Source organism: Novosphingobium sp. TK71, assembly GCF_055361505.1.
In genome coordinates this window covers 2777527-2801873 of the sequence record NZ_CM143962.1, presented here as the reverse complement: position 1 = coordinate 2801873, position 24347 = coordinate 2777527, and the positions used below count along the sequence as shown (strand labels likewise).

The 24347-nt window shown below is 64.1% G+C and carries 34 protein-coding genes; 16 read left to right on the top strand and 18 right to left on the bottom strand.

Going from position 1 to position 24347, the window contains the following annotated elements:
• Positions 1-107: 107 nt before the first annotated feature.
• The 5 genes from ACXJ16_RS13170 to ACXJ16_RS13150 form a co-directional block, all read right to left on the bottom strand.
• The gene (locus ACXJ16_RS13170; protein WP_292635292.1) at positions 108-1355 is read right to left on the bottom strand and encodes a murein hydrolase activator EnvC family protein; all 1248 of its coding nucleotides are present in this window, start codon (positions 1353-1355) and stop codon (positions 108-110) included.
• A gap of 99 nt (positions 1356-1454) precedes the next feature.
• A complete protein-coding gene (locus ACXJ16_RS13165) occupies positions 1455-1982 on the bottom strand; it encodes a hypothetical protein (RefSeq protein WP_054442265.1) in 528 nt (175 codons plus the stop codon).
• Positions 1983-2206: 224 nt separating this feature from the next.
• Positions 2207-3004 (bottom strand): bifunctional sulfur carrier protein/thiazole synthase protein, encoded by a 798-nt coding sequence (locus ACXJ16_RS13160; protein WP_463920807.1) that lies wholly within the window; start codon positions 3002-3004, stop codon positions 2207-2209.
• Between the two features lie 53 nt (positions 3005-3057).
• Positions 3058-3270, bottom strand: coding sequence for a sulfur carrier protein ThiS (gene thiS, locus ACXJ16_RS13155; protein ID WP_054442089.1), 213 nt, complete (start codon positions 3268-3270; stop codon positions 3058-3060).
• 60 nt (positions 3271-3330) lie between these two features.
• Positions 3331-3702, bottom strand: a complete 372-nt coding sequence (locus ACXJ16_RS13150) for a MerC domain-containing protein (RefSeq protein ID WP_463920806.1) — start codon at positions 3700-3702, stop codon at positions 3331-3333.
• 112 nt (positions 3703-3814) lie between these two features.
• Between ACXJ16_RS13150 and ACXJ16_RS13145 the strand changes: the two genes are divergently transcribed.
• The 7 genes from ACXJ16_RS13145 (at position 3815) to ACXJ16_RS13115 (ending at position 8319) form a co-directional block, all read left to right on the top strand.
• Positions 3815-4903 carry a COX15/CtaA family protein gene (locus tag ACXJ16_RS13145; protein ID WP_463920805.1) on the top strand — a complete coding sequence of 363 codons (1089 nt, stop codon included), beginning with the start codon at positions 3815-3817 and terminating at the stop codon, positions 4901-4903.
• Positions 4900-5238: a divalent-cation tolerance protein CutA gene (gene cutA / locus ACXJ16_RS13140; RefSeq protein WP_463920804.1), complete on the top strand. Its 339-nt coding sequence runs from the start codon at positions 4900-4902 to the stop codon at positions 5236-5238. The genes ACXJ16_RS13145 and cutA overlap by 4 nt, the downstream gene beginning before the upstream one ends.
• A gap of 145 nt (positions 5239-5383) precedes the next feature.
• Positions 5384-5863 (top strand): 50S ribosomal protein L13, encoded by a 480-nt coding sequence (gene rplM / locus ACXJ16_RS13135; RefSeq protein WP_054442085.1) that lies wholly within the window; start codon positions 5384-5386, stop codon positions 5861-5863.
• Complete coding sequence (gene rpsI / locus ACXJ16_RS13130) at positions 5863-6387, top strand: 30S ribosomal protein S9 (protein ID WP_132468630.1); 525 nt, start codon at positions 5863-5865, stop codon at positions 6385-6387. Before rplM ends, rpsI begins: the two co-directional genes overlap by 1 nt.
• 276 nt (positions 6388-6663) lie before the next feature.
• On the top strand, positions 6664-7023 hold the full coding sequence (locus tag ACXJ16_RS13125) for a PadR family transcriptional regulator (RefSeq protein WP_054442083.1): 360 nt from the start codon (positions 6664-6666) through the stop codon (positions 7021-7023).
• Complete coding sequence (locus ACXJ16_RS13120; protein WP_463920803.1) at positions 7013-7579, top strand: DUF1700 domain-containing protein; 567 nt, start codon at positions 7013-7015, stop codon at positions 7577-7579. The genes ACXJ16_RS13125 and ACXJ16_RS13120 overlap by 11 nt, the downstream gene beginning before the upstream one ends.
• 26 nt (positions 7580-7605) lie before the next feature.
• Positions 7606-8319 carry a GIN domain-containing protein gene (locus ACXJ16_RS13115; RefSeq protein WP_185998354.1) on the top strand — a complete coding sequence of 238 codons (714 nt, stop codon included), beginning with the start codon at positions 7606-7608 and terminating at the stop codon, positions 8317-8319.
• A 115-nt stretch (positions 8320-8434) separates the two neighbouring features.
• On the opposite strand, the gene ACXJ16_RS13110 is transcribed toward ACXJ16_RS13115, so the two are convergent.
• The 3 genes from ACXJ16_RS13110 to ACXJ16_RS13100 are packed head-to-tail and all read right to left on the bottom strand — an operon-like array spanning position 8435 to position 10605.
• Entirely contained in the window at positions 8435-9313 is an 879-nt protein-coding gene (locus tag ACXJ16_RS13110) for a metallophosphoesterase family protein (protein WP_463920802.1), read from the bottom strand.
• A complete protein-coding gene (locus ACXJ16_RS13105) occupies positions 9303-10172 on the bottom strand; it encodes a diacylglycerol/lipid kinase family protein (RefSeq protein ID WP_463920801.1) in 870 nt (289 codons plus the stop codon). The genes ACXJ16_RS13110 and ACXJ16_RS13105 overlap by 11 nt, the downstream gene beginning before the upstream one ends.
• 37 nt (positions 10173-10209) lie before the next feature.
• Entirely contained in the window at positions 10210-10605 is a 396-nt protein-coding gene (locus ACXJ16_RS13100; RefSeq protein WP_324697444.1) for a hypothetical protein, read from the bottom strand.
• Between the two features lie 154 nt (positions 10606-10759).
• On the opposite strand from ACXJ16_RS13100, the gene ACXJ16_RS13095 reads away from it, so the two are divergent.
• Entirely contained in the window at positions 10760-11089 is a 330-nt protein-coding gene (locus ACXJ16_RS13095) for a UrcA family protein (RefSeq protein ID WP_165913177.1), read from the top strand.
• 60 nt (positions 11090-11149) lie between these two features.
• Here ACXJ16_RS13095 and ACXJ16_RS13090 read toward each other — a convergent pair whose 3' ends face one another.
• The 3 genes from ACXJ16_RS13090 to ACXJ16_RS13080 form a co-directional block, all read right to left on the bottom strand.
• Entirely contained in the window at positions 11150-11905 is a 756-nt protein-coding gene (locus ACXJ16_RS13090; RefSeq protein ID WP_054442077.1) for a LytR/AlgR family response regulator transcription factor, read from the bottom strand.
• Positions 11898-13190, bottom strand: coding sequence for a sensor histidine kinase (locus ACXJ16_RS13085; RefSeq protein ID WP_054442076.1), 1293 nt, complete (start codon positions 13188-13190; stop codon positions 11898-11900). Before ACXJ16_RS13085 ends, ACXJ16_RS13090 begins: the two co-directional genes overlap by 8 nt.
• A 126-nt stretch (positions 13191-13316) precedes the next feature.
• Positions 13317-14840, bottom strand: a complete 1524-nt coding sequence (locus ACXJ16_RS13080; protein WP_185998350.1) for a fumarate hydratase — start codon at positions 14838-14840, stop codon at positions 13317-13319.
• Between the two features lie 286 nt (positions 14841-15126).
• Here ACXJ16_RS13080 and ACXJ16_RS13075 point away from each other — a divergent pair, with 286 nt between their 5' ends.
• The 5 genes from ACXJ16_RS13075 (at position 15127) to ACXJ16_RS13055 (ending at position 18551) form a co-directional block, all read left to right on the top strand.
• Positions 15127-15720: a protein-L-isoaspartate O-methyltransferase family protein gene (locus ACXJ16_RS13075; protein WP_463920800.1), complete on the top strand. Its 594-nt coding sequence runs from the start codon at positions 15127-15129 to the stop codon at positions 15718-15720.
• Positions 15721-15722: 2 nt separating this feature from the next.
• The gene (locus tag ACXJ16_RS13070) at positions 15723-17177 is read left to right on the top strand and encodes a TolC family outer membrane protein (RefSeq protein WP_292635274.1); all 1455 of its coding nucleotides are present in this window, start codon (positions 15723-15725) and stop codon (positions 17175-17177) included.
• Between the two features lie 72 nt (positions 17178-17249).
• Positions 17250-17702: a DUF2497 domain-containing protein gene (locus ACXJ16_RS13065; RefSeq protein WP_054442073.1), complete on the top strand. Its 453-nt coding sequence runs from the start codon at positions 17250-17252 to the stop codon at positions 17700-17702.
• A gap of 46 nt (positions 17703-17748) precedes the next feature.
• Entirely contained in the window at positions 17749-18180 is a 432-nt protein-coding gene (locus ACXJ16_RS13060; RefSeq protein WP_185998348.1) for an acyl-CoA thioesterase, read from the top strand.
• Entirely contained in the window at positions 18177-18551 is a 375-nt protein-coding gene (locus ACXJ16_RS13055) for a (2Fe-2S) ferredoxin domain-containing protein (RefSeq protein WP_132468626.1), read from the top strand. The genes ACXJ16_RS13060 and ACXJ16_RS13055 overlap by 4 nt, the downstream gene beginning before the upstream one ends.
• A gap of 24 nt (positions 18552-18575) precedes the next feature.
• On the opposite strand, the gene ACXJ16_RS13050 is transcribed toward ACXJ16_RS13055, so the two are convergent.
• Positions 18576-18869, bottom strand: coding sequence for a hypothetical protein (locus ACXJ16_RS13050; protein WP_324697456.1), 294 nt, complete (start codon positions 18867-18869; stop codon positions 18576-18578).
• Positions 18870-19052: 183 nt separating this feature from the next.
• Here ACXJ16_RS13050 and ACXJ16_RS13045 point away from each other — a divergent pair, with 183 nt between their 5' ends.
• The 3 genes from ACXJ16_RS13045 to xth all read left to right on the top strand — a co-directional run bounded on the left by ACXJ16_RS13045 (position 19053) and on the right by xth (position 20666).
• Positions 19053-19478 carry a CBS domain-containing protein gene (locus tag ACXJ16_RS13045; RefSeq protein WP_185998347.1) on the top strand — a complete coding sequence of 142 codons (426 nt, stop codon included), beginning with the start codon at positions 19053-19055 and terminating at the stop codon, positions 19476-19478.
• An 82-nt stretch (positions 19479-19560) separates the two neighbouring features.
• Entirely contained in the window at positions 19561-19893 is a 333-nt protein-coding gene (erpA, locus tag ACXJ16_RS13040; protein WP_185998346.1) for an iron-sulfur cluster insertion protein ErpA, read from the top strand.
• A complete protein-coding gene (xth, locus tag ACXJ16_RS13035; protein ID WP_443478032.1) occupies positions 19890-20666 on the top strand; it encodes an exodeoxyribonuclease III in 777 nt (258 codons plus the stop codon). Before erpA ends, xth begins: the two co-directional genes overlap by 4 nt.
• Positions 20667-20788: 122 nt before the next feature.
• Here xth and ACXJ16_RS13030 read toward each other — a convergent pair whose 3' ends face one another.
• From ACXJ16_RS13030 to dnaQ, 6 genes are all read right to left on the bottom strand, one after another.
• Positions 20789-21394 (bottom strand): cell wall hydrolase, encoded by a 606-nt coding sequence (locus ACXJ16_RS13030; protein ID WP_420719856.1) that lies wholly within the window; start codon positions 21392-21394, stop codon positions 20789-20791.
• Between the two features lie 243 nt (positions 21395-21637).
• Positions 21638-21970 carry a DUF1491 family protein gene (locus tag ACXJ16_RS13025; protein WP_463920798.1) on the bottom strand — a complete coding sequence of 111 codons (333 nt, stop codon included), beginning with the start codon at positions 21968-21970 and terminating at the stop codon, positions 21638-21640.
• Positions 21971-21973: 3 nt separating this feature from the next.
• The gene (locus ACXJ16_RS13020; RefSeq protein ID WP_054442067.1) at positions 21974-22459 is read right to left on the bottom strand and encodes a PaaI family thioesterase; all 486 of its coding nucleotides are present in this window, start codon (positions 22457-22459) and stop codon (positions 21974-21976) included.
• The gene (locus tag ACXJ16_RS13015; protein ID WP_185998343.1) at positions 22449-22910 is read right to left on the bottom strand and encodes a PTS sugar transporter subunit IIA; all 462 of its coding nucleotides are present in this window, start codon (positions 22908-22910) and stop codon (positions 22449-22451) included. The genes ACXJ16_RS13020 and ACXJ16_RS13015 overlap by 11 nt, the downstream gene beginning before the upstream one ends.
• 128 nt (positions 22911-23038) lie before the next feature.
• Positions 23039-23608, bottom strand: coding sequence for a ribosome hibernation-promoting factor, HPF/YfiA family (gene hpf, locus ACXJ16_RS13010; RefSeq protein WP_054442065.1), 570 nt, complete (start codon positions 23606-23608; stop codon positions 23039-23041).
• A 25-nt stretch (positions 23609-23633) separates the two neighbouring features.
• Positions 23634-24317, bottom strand: coding sequence for a DNA polymerase III subunit epsilon (gene dnaQ, locus ACXJ16_RS13005; RefSeq protein WP_185998342.1), 684 nt, complete (start codon positions 24315-24317; stop codon positions 23634-23636).
• Positions 24318-24347 lie beyond the last annotated feature (30 nt).

Genomic DNA, 24347 nt, shown 5'->3' with positions numbered 1-24347 from the left:
TGACTGTAATCCTACCGGGGCACGGGCACAATTGCCAGCAGTGCGGTGCATGTTCCGAAGGATTTAGGGTTTCGAAGATGAACGGGGCGCAAACGGGTAAGCGCCTCTCAGAGAGAACGGATATATTGCAGGGGATTCACGGTCTCTCCGCCCCGCCTCAGTTCAACCATCACGCGTGGATCGCGCGGCCCGGTCATGCCGATCGGCGCCCCCGCCACGACCTGCCTGCCGACTTGTGCGTCGAGCCGGGCCAGACCCGTCACCAGCGAGGTCCAGCCGCCGGCATGTTCGATGATGACGATGCGTCCGTAGCCGGGATAGGGCCCGGCGAAAGCGACGCGCCCGGCTGCGGGGGCGACGACTTGCGCATTCGCGCGCGGAGCCAGCGAAAGCCCGCGCGAAGGGGCCTGCCCCGGCAGGACCTCGCCATATCCCGTGACCAGCCGTCCCGTGACCGGCAGCATGTAGCTGGCCAGACCCTCGGGCGTGGCCACGAACTGCGATGCCTCGATCACGCGTGACTCTTCGGGACGGGGCGGGCGCATGATCGGTCCGGGCAGGGCTGCGAGCTGTTCGCGCAGAACGCCCTGTTCGCCCATCCGGTCAACAAGATCGCCAAGATCCCGCGCCTTTTCGGCGAGCGCCAGCGCCCGCTCGCCTTCCCGGGCCGCGATGCCGCTTGCCTGCCTGCCGGCAAGGCGCTGATTCGATTCCAGCACGGCGAGCGCCTTGCGCCGCTGCCGCATCTCGCCTTCCATTTCGGTGAGTTCATGTCCGGCGGCGAGCGCCTGCTGTTCCAGTGCGCGGCCGCGCTCGATTTCCGCCCGCAGGCCTGCGGTGCGCCGCTCGACCTGGGGAAGCATCGTGTCCAGCATCGCCCGGAGATAGACCGCATCCCGCACCGATCCCGGCCGCAGGAGCGCGAGAAGCGGCGGTCTTCGCGACAGGCGCTGCAACGATCCGGTCAGGCGCGAGAGGGGGGCCTGCCGCTCCGCCAACCTCTCCCGCAGCCCTACGCGCTGCAAGGCGATCAGCCTGACCTTGGCCTGCTGTGCGGCGATCCCGGCCTCCGTTTCCTGGATGCGCGCGGCAACGGCCGCAGTCTCTCTCGCGGTCTTCTCGGCCTGTTCGGTGACTTCGCGGGCCCTTGCCTCAAGCTTTTCGGCGCGCTTGCGGGCGGCATCGCTTTCACGCCGCGCCGCGAGCATGTCCTGCTGTGCCTGGGTCGCGTCTGCCGCCGGGTCCAGCACCGCGAGCGCACCCGTCTGGGTAAGGCCATTCCCTGCGACGACAGCCACGCCAAGTCCCAGCGCAATGACGGTGACGACGGGCAGGGGGCGTGGGAAGAGCTTCACGCCGCAGTGATTAGGGCAGCGCGAGTCCGGCGGGAAGAGGAGAAAAGCGGGCGTCCCGCAACGGAGACGCCCCACTGGAGTTTCGTGCGGCGGTTCGGCTCAGGCGGCTTCCTTCTCGATCCATTCGGGATAGAAGCTGGGTTCGCGTTCCGACCACCCGTGCGCGGTTGCAGCGGCTTCGCTGATCGAATGGAGCAGCGTGCGGCGGCGATCCGGCCTGATCTGGGGAAGCGCGGCGGCCCCGCAGAACGCGCCCGGAAGCCAGGGGCGAACCCAGGCGCCCAGCAGCCGCTCATAGAGGAAGCGGAAGGCCGGGAAGGATTCGATGCGCTCCTGCGCCAGGTCGAAGGCGGCGATCCGCACCATCCGGCCCACGAAAGTCTCGATATCGTCGAAGCCGAACTCGTCCGGACGCATTTCGCGCAGCGACGCGAGATCGGCATAAGCCTCATACTGCTTGCGGATCGAGGAAGCTTCGGCGGCATCGCGCGCCCAGAGCCCGAGGGCATCCTGCCGACCGAGGCCCACGTCGAGGCTGCGCCGGATGTAGCGCTGCTCGCAGGACGTGAAGCTTGCAAACTCGCGGAGTTCGCCGATCGTGATGGTGGCCTTGCCCGTGTGAGTCATGATCGTGATCCTCGTGCCACGGAAGGACAATCCTTCCTGTCACAAAAACCAATTTCGGCCTCTTCGGTTGCTACAGCCTTAACCGCGCAAAGGTTTGTACACGATATTTGCGGTAAGATTCGTACAAGATTCAATTCGGGACAGTTTGAAAGATGCCCTTTCGGGTATTTTTCAGTTCGTGTCCGGCCTTCCTTCGCGAACTGCCGGACACGAGGAAAGGCCGTTCAGATCAGCCCGGCGAGCGGGCTCGACGGATCGGCATATCGGCGCTGCGCCATGCGCCCGGCGAGATAGGCATCACGCCCCGCCTCGACCGCCAGCTTCATCGCGCGGGCCATGCGGATCGGATCGCGCGCTTCGGCGATGGCGGTGTTCATCAGCACGCCGTCGCAGCCCAGTTCCATCGCCACGGCGGCTTCCGAGGCCGTGCCCACGCCCGCATCGACGAGCACCGGCACTTTGGCCCCTTCCACGATCAGGCGGACCGTGACCTTGTTCTGGATGCCCAGACCCGATCCGATCGGTGCACCGAGCGGCATCACCGCCACCGCGCCGCAGTCCTCAAGCTGCTTTGCGGCGATCGGATCGTCCACGCAGTAGACCATCGGCAGGAAACCTTCCTTCGCGAGGATTTCCGTAGCCTTCAGCGTCTCGCGCATGTCGGGGTAGAGCGTGCGCGCCTCGCCCAGCACTTCCAGCTTCACCAGATCCCAGCCGCCCGCCTCGCGCGCCAGCCGCAGGGTGCGGATGGCGTCGTCAGCAGTGAAACAACCGGCGGTGTTCGGAAGATAGGTGATCTTCTTCGGATCGATGAAGTCGGTCAGCATCGGCGCCTTGGGGTCCGAGACATTGACCCGGCGCACCGCCACCGTAACGATTTCCGCGCCGGAAGCCTCTACCGCTGCCGCGTTCTGTTCGAAATCCTTGTACTTGCCGGTGCCCACGATCAGGCGCGAACGGAAAGTACGACCAGCGACAGTCCAGGAATTTGCGGTCGAGGAATCAGATACGGTATCGGTCAAGGTTCTCGTCCTTTCGGGGAACGGTATGTCAGGATTCGGGCCGTTGCGCTTGCTCAGCCGCCGCCGACGAAGTGCACGATCTCCAGCACGTCGCCATCGGAGAGCAGCACATCGGCCAGGGTCGAGCGCGGGGCGATCTCGCCGTTATGCTCGACAGCGACCTTCTTCGGATCGAGGCCGATGCCGGCAACGAGATCGGCAATCGATGAGCCGGGCGCCGCGCGCCGCGGTTCGCCGTTCACGGTGAGGGAGAGTTCTGCAGCCATGGGCCGCAGATAGCGCGGAGAATGGATTTGGAAAGTGCCCAGGGTCCGGTCCCGGCACTTTCAGTGTGCGCGGTGCAGGTTCCGGATGTGCGCGAAGGCCACAAGCGCGACGCCGATGATCGTCAGGATCGATTCAGCAAGCCCGTGGCCAACCGCGATCGCCGTGGCCATGAAAGCAAGGCCCACCCCGCCGATCACCAGCGGGGCGATGCGGCCATGGCGCATGACGCCAAATCCCAGCGAAGCCAAACCGACGACCAGCGCCAGCGCCAGTCCGACGCGATGAACTGCCGGCGAAAGCAGAACCTCGCCGCCAAGCCCGAGGAATCCCACGAGAACCACACCCAGAACGCAGTGCAGGGCACACAGTCCACTAAGGACGATGCCTGCCCGGTCCAGCCGGTTTCGAATCGCGTTGAAGGCGGTGCGCATGCGTGACCATGTATGTGACGTTGTAACATTCATCAAGTCCCGACCTTGACGCGCAACATTCGGTCGACGCGCCTCTTGCGCATTTCGTCGCAAGATCGCAGGGATTTGCGCCATGAGAGTCTCTGACGGTCGCCCCATCCTCGGTACAGCCGACGATATCGCCCCCATGGTTCGCTGGCTGCTGTTTGTAGCCGCGCTGGTTGTCCTTATCGTTGCAGTCGGAGGCATTACCCGGCTGACCGAGTCCGGGCTCTCCATCACCCAGTGGAAACCGCTCACCGGCGCGATCCCGCCGCTGACCGACGCCCAGTGGCAGGCAGAGTTCGCCCGCTACAAGCAGATCCCGCAGTACATCGACGTCAACGGCCCGGCGGGCATGACGCTGGCGCAGTACAAGTTCATCTACTTCTGGGAATGGGTCCACCGCTTGCTGGCACGGGTGATCGGGCTGGCCTTCGCGCTGCCGCTGGCATGGTTCTGGTACAAGCGGACGATTCCGCTGGGCTACAAGACCCGCCTTGTCGCACTGCTGGCGCTGGGCGGACTTCAGGGCGTGGTGGGCTGGTGGATGGTCTCCTCGGGCCTTAGTGCCGAAGCAGCCGACCGGGTGAGCCACTTCCGCCTCGCCGCGCACCTGCTGGTGGCGTTGACGACGCTCGGCGGCCTCGTCTGGACCGCGCTCGACCTTCGCGAGTTGCGACGCGGGCAGGCGCCGGCCCGCCTGACCCGATTCAGCGCGCTGGCATTGTGCATGTTGTTCTTCCAGCTGTTCATGGGCGCGATGGTGGCCGGCCTGCGTGCCGGTTACGTCGCGGGGATGGGCTGGTTCAGCATGGACGCCTGGCCGCTCATGCAGGGCACGTTCTTCCCCGAGGGCGTGGAATGGGCGGGCGGCGCGCTTCATGCGCTCGTCAATGACCCGTTCCTGACTCACTTCGTTCACCGCTGGTGGGCCTGGGCCGTGGTGGCCGCGCTGATCGTGATGGGCCGCCGCCTCAAGGCCCGGCATGCGCGTCTGGCCTCGATCGCGGTGCATTCGGCATTCGGCACGCAAGTACTGCTGGGCATCTTCACCGTCTGGTCGGGCGTGGCGCTCTGGCTTGCGGTAGCGCACCAGCTCTGCGGCGCGCTTCTCGTCGCCGCCACGGTCTGGGGCGCCCACTGCCTCGGCCGGCGTGATCAGGTCGGGCTGGGGATGTGAGCGGGGATCCCGCGATTCCCGCCCTCATCTGGTGCCCCTTCCCGGACGAGGAAAGCGCCCTCGCGTCAGCAAATATCCTGCTCGACGAGGGACTCGCCGCTTGTGCGAACCTGCTGCCGGGCATGACCTCGATCTTCGTCTGGAACGGCAGGAAGGATAGCGCCCGCGAACACGGGCTGCTGCTGAAGACCAACGTGGGCCTGCTCGATGCAGCAACGGCGCGTCTCGCCGATATCCATCCTTACGATGAACCTGCCGTGCTGGGCTGGCGGTGCGATGCAGCGGCGACCGGAACCGTGGCCTGGTTGGCCGCAACAGGGCTCCATCAAGCATAGAGGTATCATTTTACCTCTATGGAAAACCGCGCTCTGCTTGACTTGCGCGCCCTTTTCGACGATTTGGCCGCCTTCCCGCGGTGCCCGAGATTCGTGAAAGCGAAAGATTCGGCCTCGCGAACTGAACATTAGGGATAGACCAGCCATGAAGGCGCTTACGAAGGTCACCCGGTCGATCAAGCCGGCCGAGGTGGAAAAGAAGTGGCATCTGATCGATGCCGAGGGTCTGGTGGTTGGCCGTCTCGCGGTCGTCATCGCCGACCTCCTGCGCGGCAAGCACAAGCCGAGCTTCACCCCGCACGTCGATTGCGGCGACCACGTCGTCGTGATCAACGCCGAGAAGGTGAAGTTCACCGGCAAGAAGCTGGGCGACAAGACCTATTACAAGCACACCGGCTATGCCGGCGGCATCAAGGAAGTGACCGCGGACAAGGTTCTCGCCGGTCGTTTCCCCGAGCGTGTCCTGGAAAAGGCCGTTGAGCGCATGATCCCCCGTGGTCCGCTCGGCCGCGACCAGATGCGCGCCCTGCACCTCTACGCAGGCACCGAGCACCCGCACGGTGGTACCCAGCCCGAAGCGCTCGACGTCGCTTCCATGAACCGCAAGAACAAGGTGGGCGCGTAATGTCCGATACCGAAACCGTTCAGAGCCTGTCCGACCTCAAGGACCTCGGCGAAGTCGCAACCGCCGTTGAAACGTCGGAAGAGACCTTCACGCCCGTCGTGTCGAACGCTCCCCTGCGCGAGCAGCAGCTCGACGCATACGGCCGCGCCTACGCCACCGGCCGCCGCAAGGACGCCGTGGCCCGCGTGTGGGTGAAGCCCGGCACCGGCAAGGTCATCATCAACGGCCGCGACCAGGAAGTGTACTTTGCACGTCCGACCCTGCGTCTCGTCATCAACCAGCCCTTCCAGGTTGCTGGCCGCGACGGCGCATACGACGTGATCGCCACCGTCAAGGGCGGCGGTCTCTCGGGTCAGGCCGGCGCCGTGAAGCACGGTATCGCCCAGGCTCTCTCCAAGTACGAGCCCGCCCTGCGCGCGTCCGTCAAGGCTGCCGGCTTCCTTACCCGCGACCCGCGCGTCGTCGAGCGTAAGAAGTACGGCCGTGCCAAGGCACGTCGCAGCTTCCAGTTCTCGAAGCGCTAAGCTTCTCGAGAGCTTCGGCTTACGAAAAAGGGTCGCGGGAAACCGCGGCCCTTTTTTGTTGCCTTCGGCAGGCGGCCAGTTTGCCAGGAGGCATCTCGGCCGGGTGCTTCCCGGTGCCCGAAATCGCGGCTGCCGGACTTCTCCAAACCGTCAGCAGATAGCAAGGTACCTGTCATTGGATAGGTACCTTGCCCTGCGTTATATCAACTACAACAAGGTACCTTGCGTTACATAATAGCTTGCGATATACACTGGTCATCCGCAGGAGATGATTCGATGTCCGAAATCGAAATCCAGTTGAAGAAGGGAGTGCTCGGCCTGTGCGTGCTCGCCCTGCTTTCCCGGGGCGACAGTTACGCCTACGAGATCGCCAGCCGCATGGCTGACGCGGTCGACATGGGGGAAGGCACGATCTACCCGCTCATGCGCCGCATGCAGTCGGACGGCCTCGTCGCGACCTACCTTGAGGAATCGCCCTCGGGTCCGCCGCGCAAGTACTACCGCATCACCGATACCGGCCGCAGCCGCCTTGCCGATCAGGTCGAGGAATGGCGCGGCTTCACCGTCGCCGTCGATGGACTGATCCAGGACATCGCACCGGCCCAGGAAGCAGGAGGACCGAGCCATGAAGCGTAACGAGTTCATCAAGCGCCTGAAGGCCGGCCTCAAGGGCATGCCGCAGGACGACATCGCCGAGATCGTGGCCGACTACGAAGCCCACTTCGAAGCCGGCGTCGCCGAAGGCCGCAGCGAGGAGGAAGTCGCCGAGGCTCTTGGCAATCCGGCGCGCCTCGCCCGCGAACTGCGCTTCGAGGCCGGCTTCCGGAACTGGGAAAGCGGCCGCTCGCCGTCCTCGGCCTGGGGGGCGATCCTTGCCTTCATGGGCCTTGCCACGATCGACATCCTGATCCTGCTGCCGATCGTCCTGCCCGTGCTGGGCGTGATGTTCGGGCTGTTCGTGGCCGCCATCGCGATCTTCATCGCCGGTGGCTTCATCCTGATCGCCGGGCCGTTCAGCGGGTTCCCCGGCGGCATCCTGGTCGCGATCCTCGCAGGGCTCGGCACCATGAGCGCCGCCGTGGCGCTGGCCGCGCTGCTGACACTGGTCAGCATCTGGATCATCAATGCCCTCATGTGGTTCGGCCGCCTGCATTATCGCGTGATCGAACCCGCCATCCATCCCGAAAACTGAAAAGTTCGAACGAAAGGAACCCAGTGATGTTCAGGAAACTGCTCATCGTATTCGCCAGCGGCCTGATCCTTACGATCGTCGCATTCAGCGCGGCATGGCTCGTCGGCGGCGAAAAGCTCCGCGAAGACATCAACAAGGGCGACGTGAACTGGTCCTTCAGCGATGATGACGACGACGAAAGCCCCCGCATCACCCGCAACTTCCAGATCGAGCCCGGCGCACGCCTGACCATGGACGTTCCCGTGCAGCTCGTCTTCACGCGCGGCGACAAGGCCGGAATGGTCGTCAGCGGCCCCCAGAAGCTGGTTGACCGCCTGACCTGGGAAAATGGCCGCCTGGGCGTCAAGGGCAGCTGGCATGGCCGCAAGAGCCTCCGCGTGGAGATCACGGCACCCGAGATCGAAGGCCTCGATTTCGACGCGCCGGGTGACGTCACGCTTACCGGCCTCGATCAGGACAGCCTGATCCTGAACGGCAATGGCGCACTCAGCCTCGAAGCTTCGGGCAAGGTCGGCAAGCTCGCCGTCACCACGGACGGCGCCGGCAACCTCGATTTCGGCAAGGTCGAAGCCAGGGACGCCACCATCCGCGTGAACGGCGCCGGAAATGTGACGATCGGCGCAACCGGCAATGTCGACGTCGAGATCAACGGCATCGGCAACGTCAGCCTCGTTCGCAAGCCGGTTAATCTCAAGACCCGGATCAACGGCATCGGCAACGTCGATCACGACTACAAGTAGGAATTCCCTACAGGAACCAGACCGCCGCGAACCCTTTCGCGACGGCTGAACGAAAAAATGGCCGCACCGTTTCGACGGTGCGGCCATTTCTCGTTTCCGGCTGTCTCGACCTGAATCAGTGGACCGGCGGATCGACGGGCGGAACGGCACCGACCGGCGCCACCGGCTCACCCGGAGTGCGCGGGGGCAGGGCGTTCTCAGGCACTTCGTCGATCTGCATCGCCGGGGTGGGCACTTGCTCAAGGTTGCGGGCAACCACGCGAATCTCGTTCCCGTCGATGGTGATTTCGTTGAAGCTGGGCGGGGTCGAGCGGATGCGCTTCGACAGCGTTCCCGCCCCGATCATGCGCAGTGGGCCTGCCGGAGTCTCTTCGGTCAGGTCGAAGGCGTCATGGATGTGGCCGGACAGGATCGCCATGACCTTGCGCCCCGCAAGCACTTCCATCGCATGCGTTCCGTTGATCGTCAGCAGCTTCCCATCGGCGCGCCGTTCCGGCAGCGGATGATGCGCCGCCACCAATACGCGGGTTCCGGCGGGAAGAGCGTCGATCGCGGCCACCGTTTCGGCCAGCGCCTTTTCGGTGACGCAGCCGTTCGACCAGGGGAAGCGCTGCCATTGCGCCCGCGTCGTCGTCTTGAGCGGAACGATCGCCAGATTCGGCAGATCGAGCTGCGCCTCGACCATCCGCTCAATCGCGTGGAACCGCTTGTAAGGCGTGAAGAACCGTTCGAAGAGATTGAAATAGGGCAGATCGTGATTGCCGACTTCCACCGTGACCGGCACGTTCAGTCCCTTGATCCAGTTCGTGGCCGCCTCGAATTCGGGATGGCGCGCGCGCATCGTCAGGTCGCCGGTAATCGCGACGGCATGCGGATTTTCGCGCGCGATGCAAGCTTTCGCCCAATCTATGGCCCGCTGGTCCTCCAGGCCGAAGTGAATGTCGCTCAGGTGGAAGAGGCGGATCGGATTGCGGGGTGAATCGTCAGGAAGCATCGAGCGTCGTTACCAGATCGACTTCGCAAGTCGCGAGGTAAAACTCCTCCTCCGTGCCGCCGTCGAAAGGTTCGCCGTCGATCAGCAGCCCCATCGGCTCGCCCTCGGGGCAGACCAGCTTCAGCCGTTCGTGCTTTCCGAGCGGATCGTGCGGACCGTCGCGGAAATTGCGGTTGAGGAGAGCGATTCCCTGTCCGGCATAGTCGGCCAGCGATTCGGCATAGAAGCCGTTCGCTTCAAGACCGTCGTCGCGCGGATTGACGGTGATCGCGGCGTAGCCGTCCTCGCGCCCACAATCGGCCTGGGCACAGAACACTCTCGGGCCATTGGCCGATTGCGAGATCGCCTCTCGCGTCGTCGCCATGAATTCGAGGATATTCACCGCGCGCATGGCTTCGCGCACTTCGTTCCACACGGTGCCGGGCCCGGCCAGTACCCCCGTCAGCCCGATGCCGTGACGGCTGCGGATCACGGTCGGCCGCCGGGTGCGCAAATCCGCACCTTCGAGGCGGCCGACGATATCCGCCACCGGAACATCGCCATGCATGCGCTTCGCCAGGAGATTCATGGTTCCTCCCGGCAGCACGAGCAACGGTCCGTTCCAGCCCTCGGCCCGCGCCACCACCGAATGGGTGGTTCCGTCTCCGCCGAAAGTGACCAGCAGGGTCACTCCCGCTTCATCTAGCGCTTCAGGGGCCGGGGCATCCTCGTCGGGAAACCGGATCGTGCGTTCCACGTGAAAACCGGCCTGCTCCAATGCCTCTTTCAGTTCGGCGACCGAGGCGTCGTCATTGCTGCCGCTGGCCGCATTGCACACCAGCCAGGTCTTGCGGGGTTCGGGAATATCTCTGTTTGCCATGTCGCCAGAAACCGGCGCCGCCGAAACGGGTTCCCGCCTAAAGTCGGCGGTTGGCGACTAGCCAGGCAGAAAGACCGTTGAGCCCGCTATAGAGCAGGTAGATCCACGCCCAGCCCGACGATCCCGCCGCCACCATGACCATCGCGCCGAGCAGCATCGCGAATTCCACCAGCAGGCTCAATCGCCCGCCGAGCGGCCGGAAAAACCACGGGATCTGAGAAAGCATCGGGTGCCCGCTTTCGAGCACCGCCTTGTGAGCGGCGAAGTTGAAAATTCCAAGAAGGAAGACGACGGCCAGTCCCATAAGTACATACAAATCGTACATCGAAAGTACTGCTGCGACCAGTGCTCCAGAATAGTCATCTAATCGGCTGCGTGATTCGCAGTTGTCGTTTGCCGAATGGCAATCAGCGGCAAGTCGTTCGTCGGCCACGGACGTCGTTCATCCCCCGATCCGCCCCTTCGTCGAAGTTGGACAGCCAGCAGTCGACCCTCGCGTGATGCCGTGCCGATTCGGCGGCACAAGGAACTCACAGAGCCGGAAGCGATCAACCGCAACATACGGCTCACCTTTGGAGGAAGAGACGATGTTCAAGACCAACATGATCGCCGCCGCTGCAATTGGCCTGGCTCTGGGTGCAGCTGCCGCCACCGCAACTCCCGCTGCTGCCAAGACCACCAAGGTCTACTACAGCGACCTGAATCTCTCCAGCCCGGAAGGTCAGCGCAAGCTGGACCACCGCATCGAGATCGCCGCTCGCGAAGTCTGCGACTACAACCGCACCGCCACCGGGACGCGCATCCGCAGCGCCGAAGCGACCGAGTGCTACGTCCAGGCCCGCGCCAATGTGCGTGAACAGGTCGCCAGCGCCGTCACCAGATCGAATTCCGCCCAGCACTTCGCGATCAGTCAGTAAGACCGCGCGAAGGGCGTCACGAAGTCCCTAAAAAATAATCTGGATGCTACCTGGCGGGCCCTAGCGGCCCGCCATCTTTTTGACAGTCGGCAAATAGGTTCGGCCGATCCGCAGGGCATCGCCGCCCGCCGTTTCGACCGACCAGACGCCGAGACCCTCGTGGCGCAGCCCGGTCACATGATCGCGGCGCAGGATGCAGCTGCGATGGATACGGATGAAGTGTTCCGGATCGAGCCGCTCCTCAAGGCTGGTGATGGTCTGGAGCAGCAGGTAGCTCTGTCCGCGCACATGAAGGCGCACGTAGTCGCGCTCGGCGTCGATCCGCTCGACGTCGGCGGCCGGAACACGCACGAGTTCCGAGCGATGCGGCACCCAGAATTCATCGAGCCACTGGCTGGCCGGCTCGGTTCGCTGCGTTCCGCGCCTGGACATGACCCGCCCAACGGCGCGCTCCAGCCGATCGGGCGCGACCGGCTTCAGCACATAGTCGATCGCGTCGAGATCGAACGCCTCCACCGCGAATTCGTCATGCGCGGTGACGAAGATCACCGCCGGCGCATCTTGCTTGCCGGAAAGCCGACGCGCGACGGTAAGGCCGTCCGTCTCGGGCATGGTCAGGTCCAGCAGGACGAGATCGGGCGTCAGTGCCTCGATCAGGCGTAGCGCCGCCTGACCGTCGCTCGCCGTGCCGATCACCGACACCCCCTCTATCCGGGAGCAGATGACCTGCATGCGCTCAACCGCGAGCGGTTCATCGTCGACGATCAGCGCGCGCAGCGGCGCGGCGCTTGAAACTTCAGGACTGTTTTCAGGCAAAACCGCGCTCCAGGGGCAAGCGTAGCGTCGTGGCGAAGCCGCCCTCTGGGCGCTTGCCGGATTCGATGGTGGCAGCCTCGCCATAACGGGCGCGCAGGCGGTCCCGCACATTGCCGAGGCCGATCCCGAAACCGCCGCTGTTGTCCGGGCAGCCCGGACCGTCATCACTGACGGCGATTTCCAGCATGTCGCCATCCCGTCTTGCATGAATGGCGATCGTCACCGGCCGCTGGGTAGCAGCGACGGCGTACTTCACCGAGTTCTCTACAATCGGCTGGAGGATCATGCCCGGCACCATCGCACCGAGAACGGCATCGTCAACATCAATCGTCGTGACCAGGCGATTCGGGAAGCGCACGGCTTCTATTTCGAAATAGAGCTTCTGCATCTCGATCTCGTCGATCAGCGCGAGGTCGTTGGTCGGATCGTCGGACAAGGTTCGGCGGTAGAACGTCGAAAGGTTCTGGATCATCTTCTCGGCATCGTCCTGCCGGCCGATCATGACCAGCGCGGACAGCGAGTTGAGCGTGTTGAACAGGAAGTGCGGGTTCACCTGGTAGCGCAGCGATCGCAGCTCCGCGGCAGCGGCGGCGCGGCGATATTCGCCCTCGCGCCATTCGGCGGCGCGGGCCTCCTCCGCCTTCACGAGCGCAAAATAGAGCGCCGCCCAGGCGAGGACGAGGAAATAGCGACCGAACGTGATGTCCGCGAAAGCCGCCCAGTGCGCATAGCTTTCCCCGAACACCTTGTTCGTGTGAATGGTGATCGCGGAATCGGACGTCTGCGTGTCCGTGGTCGCCGAGGCGTTTCCGCTTGGATCGTCCGAAGGCGCGGCCTCGCTCGCGCTGCCGTCCGGCATGACCGACTTGGGCAGGTCGACAAGGATGTTCCCGGCTTCGTCGCGGCTGATCCGCACCTTGCCCGCGGCCACGGCGGCGGCTTCTTCCTCGTTGCCGTAAGCCTGGGTGGTCACGATGTCGGAGAAGATCGCATCGTTGATGAGCGTCAGCGCCAGCGACAGCGGCAAAGCCCCCACCAGCACCACGACCAGTCGCATCCCCGCCGACTTGCGGTCCAGCAATTGCAGCAGCGGCCAGACCGCCGCCATGAGCAGCATGGAAAGGATACAGATCGTCAGGCGCCGGGAGATGATCGGCCAGACCAGTTCGTATCCGACCACCGCCCCCCGCAGGGTGGCGACGAGGAAGAAACAGGCCCAGAGGGCGGCAAGCGATAGCAGGACGAGCCGCGCTGGCACGCGCGGCTGATTGGCGACAGTCGTCATCCCGGAGGGATAGCGCGAAATATCCCGTCCGCGCCAGTTCCCTGATCGAAGCGGAACCGACGTTCGTCGAACCGGCCCGACCGGAAGGGGCGATCCGGCGAAGCGCTCCGCCGGATCGACCTGAACTTACGCCGGAAGCAGATGCTCCCTGGCGATCTTTTCCTTCCACACCAGCGGGGCAAGCTGGTGGACGTTCTTACCTTCGGAATCGACCGCCACGGTCACCGGCATGTCCTTGACGGTGAATTCGTAGATCGCCTCCATGCCCAGGTCCGCAAAGCCGACGACCTTGGCTTCCTTGATCGCGCGGGCGACGAGGTAGGCAGCGCCGCCGACGGCCATCAGATAGGCCGACTTGTGCTTGGCGATGGACTCGGTGGCAGCGGGGCCGCGTTCCGACTTGCCGATGCTGGCCAGCAGGCCAAGGTCGAGCATGGTGTCCGAGAACTTGTCCATGCGGGTGGCGGTGGTCGGGCCGGCGGGGCCGACGACTTCCTCACGCACCGGATCGACCGGGCCGACGTAGTAGATCACGCGGCCCTTGAAATCGACCGGCAGTTCCTCGCCCTTGGCCAGCATGTCGGCGATGCGCTTGTGCGCGGCGTCGCGGCCGGTGAGCATCTTGCCGTTCAGCAGCAGGCGGTCGCCCTGCTTCCAGCTCTGGACGATCTCGGGGGTGAGGGTGTCGAGGTCAACGCGCTTGGCGCCGGCATCGGGGGCCCATTCCACCTGCGGCCATTCATCGAGGTTGGGCGTTTCGAGGAAAGTCGGGCCCGAACCGTCCAGCGTGAAGTGCGCGTGACGGGTGGCGGCGCAGTTAGGGATCATGGCGACCGGCTTGCCGGCGGCATGGCACGGCCAGTCCATGATCTTGACGTCAAGGATGGTGGCCAGGCCGCCAAGGCCCTGCGCGCCGATGCCAAGGGCGTTCACCTTGTCGAAGATCTCGATGCGCAGCGCCTCGATATCGTTCCGGGGGCCGCGCTGCTTGAGCTGGGCCATGTCGATCGGCTCCATCAGGCTCTGCTTGGCAAGCTTAACGCAGTGTTCGGCGGTGCCGCCAATGCCGATGCCCAGCATGCCCGGCGGGCACCAGCCGGCGCCCATCTGCGGCAGCATCTCGATCACCCAGTCGACGATGGAATCGCTGGGATTCATCATCTTGAACTTCGACTTGTTCTCGCTGCCGCCGCCCTTGGCCGCGACGTCCACCGAGACCTTCGATCCGGGGACCATGCTGACCGAGAGCACCGAAGGCGTATTGTCCTTGGTGTTGCGGCGGGTGAAGGCGGGGTCCGCCAGCACCGAGGCGCGCAGCTTGTTCTCGGCATTGTTGTAGGCGCGGCGGACGCCTTCATCGACCACTTCCTGCAGCGACTTCTCGGATTCGAGGCGGCAGTTCTGGCCCCATTCGATGAAGACGTTGACGATTCCGGTGTCCTGGCAGATCGGGCGATGCCCTTCCGCACACATGCGGCTGTTGGTCAGAATCTGCGCGATGGCGTCCTTGGCCGCCGGGCCCTGCTCCGCCTCGTAGGCATCGCCCAGCGCGCGGATATAGTCCATCGGGTGGAAGTAGCTGATATACTGGAGGGCGTCGGCGACACTGTCGATCAGGTCGTCTTCGCGGATCGTCACCATCTGCGTCATGGAAAAATGCTCCCGTTTTTCGGATCGCGTGATTTTGCCGGCTCCTTAGACCCGGATTGGATTTTGCGCAAAAGCGCATTTCACGCGTCGATTCTTGTGTTCCACGCGCCAGTGGTTGCGTCTCGGGGAACGGTATCGTCAAAGCGTCACGATTGATCGACCAAGGTATTTCAAACCGCTTGGCCTCAATCGCCGCTTCGCCTAGAAGGCCGGGCATAAAGTCCGTATTTGCGGGGGTACAGGCGTCTGCCGTCCTTTCCCGCGACAGCATGAGGAATAGGCCGCAATGACCCTGACCGAGGATCGGTCCGCCACCGAAGCACGTCACGCGATGATCGTCAGCCAGCTGCGTACCAGCGGCGTCAACGAACATTGGGTGCTGAACGCAATGGCAGGTATCGCCCGCGAGGACTTCGTTCCCGCCACCATGCACGATGCCGCCTATATCGACCGTGCGATCCCGCTCGGGAACGGCCGCTTCCTGGCCGCTCCGCTCGTGCACGGCAAGATGCTGGCCGAAGCCGCTCCGACCAAGGAGGACAAAGTCCTGCTGGTGGGCGAAGTGAACGGCTATCTCGCCGCTTTGCTGCGCCCGCTGGTCGGCTCGCTCGAAGTCGTCGATCCCGCCGAGGTCGCCGGTCTGGCGGGTGAGGGCGGCTATTCGCTCGTGGTGATCGACGGTGCCGTCGAGGAACTGCCTGCTGCCGTTGTGGCCCAGCTTGCCGAAGGCGGCCGCGTGGTCACCGGGATCGTCGTGCGCGGCGTCGCTCGCCTCGCCACCGGTCTCAAGACCGCGGGAGCCGTCTCGCTCCTGCCGCTGATCGAAATGGGTATCCCGGCCCTGCCGGAGTTTGCCGCTCCCAAACCCTGGAGCTTCTGAACGTGGCCCGGTTCGCAAGGCGCGCCGGGCTGCTCGTGGGGGGATGTCTGATACTGGCGATGCCGGGCGCGCCTGCGCTGGCCGACACCCTGCGCGACGCGCTCATTGCCGCATACCAGACAAACCCCACGCTTGAATCGGCGCGCGCCCAGCAGCGCGCGACCGACGAGGGCGTGCCGATCGCACGGGCAGCAGGCCTGCCCAGCGTCAGCACGACGGAAACGTTCGTCAGGAACGTGAAGCAGAGCGAAAATTCGCTGACTGCGCCGTCGAAGATATTCACCGCGGATGGGCAGCTTGGCGTGCCGATCTATTCGGGCGGCGCGGTGAAGAACCGCATCAAGGCCGCGAAAATCCGCGTCGAGGCCGGACAGGCGGACTTGCGCGCGACGGAAGCCTCGATCTTCTCGCAAGTGGTCGCCGCCTACATGGACGTGATCCGCACCGAGGCGATCGTCGGTCTCAACCGCAAGAACGTCAGCGTGCTGGAAACCAACCTCCAGGCCACCAGCGATCGCTTCCAGATCGGCGATCTCACCCGCACCGACGTTGCCCAGTCGCAATCACGCCTGGCCGTCGCCCAGAGCGACTTGCTCACCGCCGAAGCGAACCTCGCCGCCGCGCGGGAGACTTATATCCGCTTCGTCGGCAGGGCACCCGAAACGCTGGAAGCCCCGCCGCCGCTGCCCAACCTGCCCACCACGGCCGACGATGCCGCCGCGATCGCACTCGATTCCAACCCCGACCTGATCGGCGCGCGCGAGCGCACCAAGGCGGCGGACAAGGATATTGACGTCGCCGGGGCCAGCCGCCTGCCCACCTTGCGACTGTTTGGCCAGGGCACCTACAACAATTACTTCAACACGCTGGCGCGCGGCGCTGTGAACGCGAACATTTCGCAGAGCGATTCATCCGCGCAGGCCGGGGCGCAGCTGTCGATCCCGATCTTCCAGGGCGGCCTTCCCGCCGCCCAGCGCCGCCAGGCCCAGGCAACCGCCTCGGCGACGCTGGAACAGGAGATCGCCACCGAGCGTGACGTCATCGCGCAAGTCCGTTCGGCCTATACCTCGTGGAACGCGTCGAACGACCTGATCCGATCCTCGCAAGTGGCAGTGGATGCGGCCGCGCTCAGCCTCGAGGGCGTTCGGGCCGAGAACTCGGTGGGCAACCGTACGATTCTCGACATTCTCAATGCCGAGCAGGAGCTCCTGAACGCACAGGTCACGCTCGTGACCGCGCGGCGCAATGCCTATGTCGCCGGCTTCACGCTGCTGGCCGCCATGGGCAAGGCCGAGGCCCGCGATCTCAATCTCGATGGCGGGATTCTCTACGATCCGCAGCTCAACTATGACCGGGTGAAGGGCAAGTTCCTGGATTGGAGCAACGATCCGGCACCCGTCGCAAAGTCCACCCGCACCGTTGACACGCCGGTGCAGGATGGGAACATTCAGGAATAGTGATGTCCCGCCTCGAATCGAGGCGGGATTTCGCCGCGTCCGATGGGCGCGCGATCAACAGGGGCTAGAGTCATGCGTCAGAGCGGTGAACCTTCGGTCGAGGAGATTCTCCAGTCGATCAAGCAGGTGATCGCGCGCGACAATCGCACGGCCGCCAAAGTCGAACGGCAGCGCCGTTCGAACGAAGGCGTCACTGCCGTCATGATCGATGACGAGGATGACGATGTGCTGGAACTGGGCGAAACCGCGCAGCTCGCGGCAGATGCCCCCGGCATCGAGGATGAACCCGGCCTGCTGCCGGACCAGGCCCGCAACTCCATGCGGGAATCGCTGGCCGCGCTTGCCATGCTGTCCGAACCGGGCGTACCCCCGCAGATCGTCCGTTCGGGAGAGACTTCGCTGGAATCGCTCACGCGCGAACTGCTGCGCCCGGCATTGGCCGAATGGTTGGACAAGAACCTGCCGCCGATGGTCGAACGCCTCGTCGCCGCCGAAATCGCGCGGATCGTCGGCAAGAAGGGCTGAGCGTTCGGGCTGGACCATCGGCCCGCGGCTTCCTACCTTCCGCTCCATGGCAAAACCCGATCCCGCGCTGCTCGATCCCGCGCGTTACCCATTCTCCTGTCGGATCGAACCGCGCTTCGGCGACCTCGATCTCAACATGCACATCAACAATGTGGCCATGGCCGGCATGCTGGAGGATGCGCGCGTGCGGTTCTTCCGGGAGGCGGGCGGTCACAAGCACCTCGCGGGCCTCTCTACGATGGTGGCCAGCATCTCGATCGATTATCTGGGCGAGACTCACTATCCCGATGCCGTGACCGTCCACGGTGCGATCGAAAAGCTTGGCCGCACCAGCCAGCAGGTCGTGCAAGTGGTGATGCAGGGGGATAGCCCCGTCGTCTTCGCCCGCACGGTGATCGTGATGGTCGGCCTGGAAGGTCCGGCTCCGCTTACGGACGGATATCTGGAAAATGCCGGACCGTGGATGTTCCGGGCGTGAGTACTTCCGCCGGGGACATCGCCAAGGCATCCGAAGCCCTCGCCAAGGCGGGCGGTAACGATATCCAGCGCCACATCTTCATCTGCGCCGAACCCCAGAAAGGCGAATGCTGTTCGCCGGAAAAAGGCGCGGCGGCCTGGAAATACCTCAAGAAGCGGCTCAAGCAACTCGGTCTCGACGGGCGGGGAGGGGTGGCACGCACCAAGGCGGACTGCCTGCGCATCTGCTTCGCCGGGCCGGTGTCGGTCGTCTGGCCCGACGGAGTCTGGTATCACTCCTGCACGGAAGAGGTGCTGGAGCGGATCATACAGGAGCATCTGATCGGCGGCCGGCCGGTGGAAGACTACCGTCTGCACCCCCCGCAGGACTGACTACCTGCAGACTGACCCTTTCCGTCAGGGCGTGTGATCGTCTTCCAGCGGATCAACGACAGACTCGTCGTGGCCGGTCCCGCTCGACAGGAAAACCAGTCCCATCAAGGCGGAGGCGAGCAGCATCGTGAATCCGATGCCGAGCGCGGCGGCGATGTAGAAGTGGACCGAAACCATCCCGTTCGAACGATAGAGCAGGACGACCGAGGCGATCACGAGGGCCAGCGTGACGGTCATCATGTAGCGCATGATGCGAAGATAGCGCGCCCAGGCATGAGCGGCCTTTTCCGGGTCATCGAGAGGCGAGCGGGGTATCATCGGCTCCATGTGAGGCTTCCGGCCGCACCGGGCAAGAGCCTGTCTGCACCCTTTCGGGAATCCGCCCGGGCATGGCCGAAGTGGCAGAGCGCCAAGGCCTGTGTTATTCTGCCTGCGAAGACCTCGTCCGAACGAGGCTTCACGCCTTAACAGGGGCCAGATTCACGAAGGGAGATTGCGACGATGACGATCGGGCATATCATCGAAGGCCGTGAAACCGTTCTAACCTGCCAAGTGACATGCACCGTCAGTGAGGCGGCGGGAATACTCGCCGATCGCCGGATAGGTGCGCTACCGATTCTCGACGGCGAGAAGCTCGTCGGCATCTTTTCCGAACGCGACGTGATCTACCGCCTGCGGGAATTCGGACCGCGCATGCTGGAAATGACGGTCGGCGATGTCATGACCACGCCGCCCTTGACCGTGGAACCTTCCGGCTCGGCTCTCGCCGCTCTCGCCCTCATGACCCGGCGCCGCATCCGCCATCTGCCGGTGATGGAAGGCGATCGCATGGTCGGCTTCGTTTCGATCGGCGACATCGTGAAGTACAGGATAGACAAGGTGGAATCCGAAGCCGCGGCCATGCGCGACTATATCCAGATGGCATAGCCCCTGACGGGCCAGGCCGGATTCCTTCACGCGGCGTACCGCGAACCTTGCCGGGCAGGGCGGGGAGGCCTACATCCGGGCCATGGATCAGCAAACCGTCACACTCAGCCCTTCGGCGGCCTCGCGCGTCGCCACGATTGCCGAAAAGCAAGGCAAGCCGGCGATTCTTCGCCTCTCGGTAGAAGGCGGCGGCTGCTCGGGGTTCCAATACAAGTTCGGCCTCGCCGAAGCCCCCGAAGCCGACGACACCGTGGCCGAGACCGATGGCGTGCGCCTGCTGGTGGATTCGGTTAGTCTGGATCTCGTCAGCGGCTGCGTGGTGGACTACGTCGAATCGCTTGGCGGCGCGGCATTCCGGGTCGAAAACCCCAATGCCGCCGCAGGCTGCGGATGCGGATCAAGCTTCTCCGTATGAAGAAGATCGCCACGTTCAACATCAACGGCGTCAAGGCGCGCCTGCCCCGTCTGCTCGAATGGCTGGAGGAAACCCGGCCCGCGGTCGCCTGCCTTCAGGAGATCAAGAGCCAGGACGAAGGCTTCCCGATCGCCGAGTTCGAGAAGATCGGCTACAAGGGCATCTGGCACGGCCAGAAGGGTTTCAACGGCGTCGCCATTCTTGCCGATGGCGAAATGCCGGTCGAAGTGCAGCGCGGCCTGGCGGGAGAGCCCGAGGACGAGCATTCGCGCTACCTGGAAGCGGACGTGTTCGGCCTCAGGGTGGTGTGCATCTACCTTCCCAACGGCAATCCGGTGCCCGGTCCCAAGTTCGACTACAAGCTGCGCTGGATGGAGCGCCTGCGCCGCCGCATGGACGCGATCCGGGCCGAGGAAGTCCCGGCAATCGTAACCGGCGACTTTAACGTAATTCCCACGGACCAGGATGTCTGGTCTCCGCCGGCCATGGCAGCCGATGCCCTGATGCAGCCGGAATCGCGCGATGCCTATTTCCGCCTGCTCGGCGATGGCTGGACCGATGCCATTGCCACCCATTACCCGCGCGGCGGGGTCTGGACCTTCTGGGACTATCAGGCCGGGGCCTGGCAGCGCGACCATGGCTTCCGCATCGACCATGCGCTGCTTTCGCCCGAACTGGCGGACCGCCTCGTCTCCTGCGGTGTCGACAAGGCCTATCGCGGCCGGGAGAAGGCCAGCGACCACACGCCGGTATGGGTACAGCTCAGGGACTGAGCTTCCCGCCGGCCCGCCAGATACGACGAGGGGAGCGAAAGCGGTGCCTGTTGCACCGGTTTCGCTCCCCTCGTCATTTCAGCGATAGGGCCTGCGGGGCCCTGGAGCCTCGTGCCGGACGATCAACGATAGAAGATGTGATTGTCCACGCGCGCCAGCTTGGTGAGGCGCCAGTTCGGCTCGACACGGGCCGCGTGGAAGAACAGCGCGCCGCTGACCGGGCTCTTCCAGCTCTTCTCGACAGCGATCTTGGCCACTGCCACCGCTTCACGCCAGCCCGAGGACTTCTCGCGAACCTTGGGCATCTTCTTGCCCTGCACGAAGGAGAACTGCGAAGGCTGATAGACCACGCCGCAGTAGCTGGCGGGAAAACGGCCGGACTCAGAGCGATCGATGATCACGCGGCCAACCGCAAGCTGGCCTTCGAGCGTTTCACCGCGCGCTTCGAAATAGATCGCGCTTGCAAGGCAGCGCATCTCGCGGCTCAGCGTACCGGGCACCGACTGCTGCGCAACGAGCTGCGCAAGCGTTTCGGCGTCGACGGGCGAATCCTGGGTGTCGTCTTCGTCGGCAACGCTTGCCGTTTCGGCATCGGCGCCTTCCGCGGAGGGGAGGGGCTGGACGACCGGCTGCGATACGAAGATCGGGTCGAGGTTCGATTGAGCCTGGACCAGAACCGGTGCCAAGGCCGCGGCGCCCGAACCCTGCGCGCCGAATAGGGTTGTCAAAACCGTAGCGGCCAGCGCAACCGCGCTAGCCCACTGAACTTTGCTTCGCATCAAATCTAGTCAAAGGCGGTGAACCAGTCCGACGCAGGCGGGAACCGAATGCCTCAAGAGGCGTTCACTTCCAGACGAACCTGCCGACGATTCCCCGTCTGCGTGCTAGCCGGGCTGGCCGAAATGCTGCCCGAGCCGCTTCCGCGTGTGCGAAAGGGCAATTAGCTTGCATGGCCTGCAAGTCAACACAGTTTATTCACCATGCCCGATGAAGCGTTCGGGCTTCGCGACGTCCAGTTCAACGACCCAAAGATCGGGGTCCTGCTCTCCGCGGCGCGCGACATACTCCGAAAATGCGAGTCTTTCGGCGGGATCCTCCCGGCGCGTGCAGTGCCAGGCGCGGGTTCCGTCCAGTTGCGGCATGCGTTCATAAGCCCGCGCGTCCCGTCCATTCTCGAGCAGGACGAGCATGATCGTCCCGGCGTCGCGCTCACCCTTGCTCAGGACCATGCCAAAGCCGCCCACAGCCTCCACGCTGCGGATGAGGCCCGATACTTCGAGATGGGCGGGAAGGCGGGCGTCCATCGCTCAGGCCGTTCCCGAATAGCCGGGCAACCCCGAAAGCGCGATCCGCGAGCGCATGAAGGTACCGGTTCCCCGGCCAACCTCGTCGCCTTCTTCATCGATCAATCGCGATTCCGCCACCAGTACCCGGCGACGGCCGCTGACCCAGCGTCCCTCCGCCACGATGGTACCGCCCTTGATGGGCTTGCTGAGCAGCAGGTTGAAGGACGTTGTCAGCAGGAACCGATCCGTGACGAGGGTGTTGGCAGCGTAGAAGGCCGCATCGTCCAGCATCTTGAAGTAGATCGTTCCATGCGCGGCCCCGGCTGCATGGAAGCAGTCCGGTTCCACGTGAAACGTGATGCGGGCAAGGCCCTCTCCGGGAACGTCCAGACGTGACCGGAACATGCTGTTGATCGGCGCCGAGGCGTAGAGACCTTCCAGCGCCCGCCAGTGAAGACCGGCGCCGGACACGTCCGAGGCGCCGGCATCCAATTCCTCAGGCGGCATCGCGGTCGATGACGTTGCTGAGCAGGCTGTAGAGCGCTTCCGGTCCCGGTGCGTCGATAAGCGCCTCGTGCATGCGTTCGTCACGCATCATGCGCGAGATCGCGGCGAGGGCATGAAGGTGCGTGGCACCGGCATTCTCGGGCGAGAGCAGGCCGAAGACGAGATCGACCGGCACACCATCGGCGGAATCGAATTCCACCGGCGCGCCGAGCCGCATCACCACGGCAACAGGACGGCCGAGGCCCGAAATACGGGCATGGGGAATGGCGACACGACGACCGAAGCCGGTGCTGCCCAGTTCCTCACGCTCGATGATTCGCGCAAGAACGGTTTCGCGATCGAGGTGATAGACCTCGGCGAAAAGATCGGCGAGCGCGCCGAGAATGACTTGCTTGCTGTCTGCGCTGGAAGTGACGACTGCGTCAGGCAACAGGGTAAAAAGACTGCTCATCTGCGTTTCTGATTCTGGCCCAAAATCGGTTGCCAATACTTAAACGTCCATAACCCCCGGAAAACCGGGGGTTACTTCCTTCTTCTTCAATAAGAAGTATAGACGCCGGATCGGTGTGGCGGTCGGCGTCAGTGCGGTTCGACCCAGCCAATCGAACCGTCGCCGCGGCGGTAAACCATATTATGGCGTCCGGTGCCAGCGTTTTTGAACAGAAGCGCGGTCGTATTGCGCAAGTCCAGCATCATCACCGCATCCGAAACGGTAGCTTCGGGAACGTCCACGCGGGTTTCGGCGATCACCACGGGTGCGTCCGCGTCGAAATCATCTTCGACTTCAACGGTAGGCTCTTCGAAGATGGTGTAGGCCGCTTCCTCGATCGCCACGGCGTGCGCGATCTGCTCGTGCCGATCCTTGAGACGACGCTTGTAGCGACGAAGCTGCTTGTCGATCTTCTCCGCCGCCTGATCGAAGGAGAGGTGGGCATCCTGCGCAAGGCCGGTGCCCTTGAGTACGAGATTCTGCATCACATGCATGATGATATCGCAGCGGAACGATCCGGCAGGTGCTCGACCGAAAGTGACCTGCGACGACAAGGCGCGATTGAAATACTTGTCGATGATGGCGGTCAATCGCTCCTCGGTGTGGATCTGCAGGGCTTCACCGGTGTCGACCTGATGGCCGGAAACGCGGATGTCCATGGGCGATTACTCCTCTGCTGTGAATTCAGGCGCCCCAGAGCGGGGCATCGACCGACTTCAGGAATTCGGCGTGGATGCTGAGTTCCTCCTCGGTCGCCGCGTGGGGCCGCGGTTGACGGAAGGGTCGGTCCTTGCGAACAAGAATCCTTGCTTCCGACACGATATCGGCGGTTTCCGCGACGAGTTCGAGACCGATCTGGCGACCGCCACGAAGCTCGACATAGACCTGCGCGAGCAGCTCGGCGTCTAGCAAGGCGCCGTGCTTGGTACGATGACTTCGATCAATTCCGTAGCGCGTGCAAAGCGCATCGAGCGACAGCTTGGCGCCCGGATGGCGGACTTTGGCCAGGGCCACTGTATCCACCATGCGCGTGCGGCTCACCTCGGGATGCCCGCAGAGCGCAAGTTCGGCGTTGATGAAGTTGAAGTCGAACGCGGCATTGTGCGCGATCATCGGGCTGTCCTCGATGAAAGCGAGGAATTCCTCGGCGCACTGTGCGAAAAGCGGCTTGTCGGACAGGAAAGCGTCCGACAGGCCATGAACGGCTTCGGCCTCTGCAGGCATGCCGCGTTCAGGATTGAAATAGGCGTGATAGCTTTGACCGGTAGGCACCCGGTTGACCATCTCGATGCAGCCGATCTCCACCATCCGGTCCCCGCTCTTGGGGTCGAAACCTGTGGTTTCGGTATCGAAGATGATCTCTCTCATCCCTCTCCATATCTGCCTGCCGGACCCACT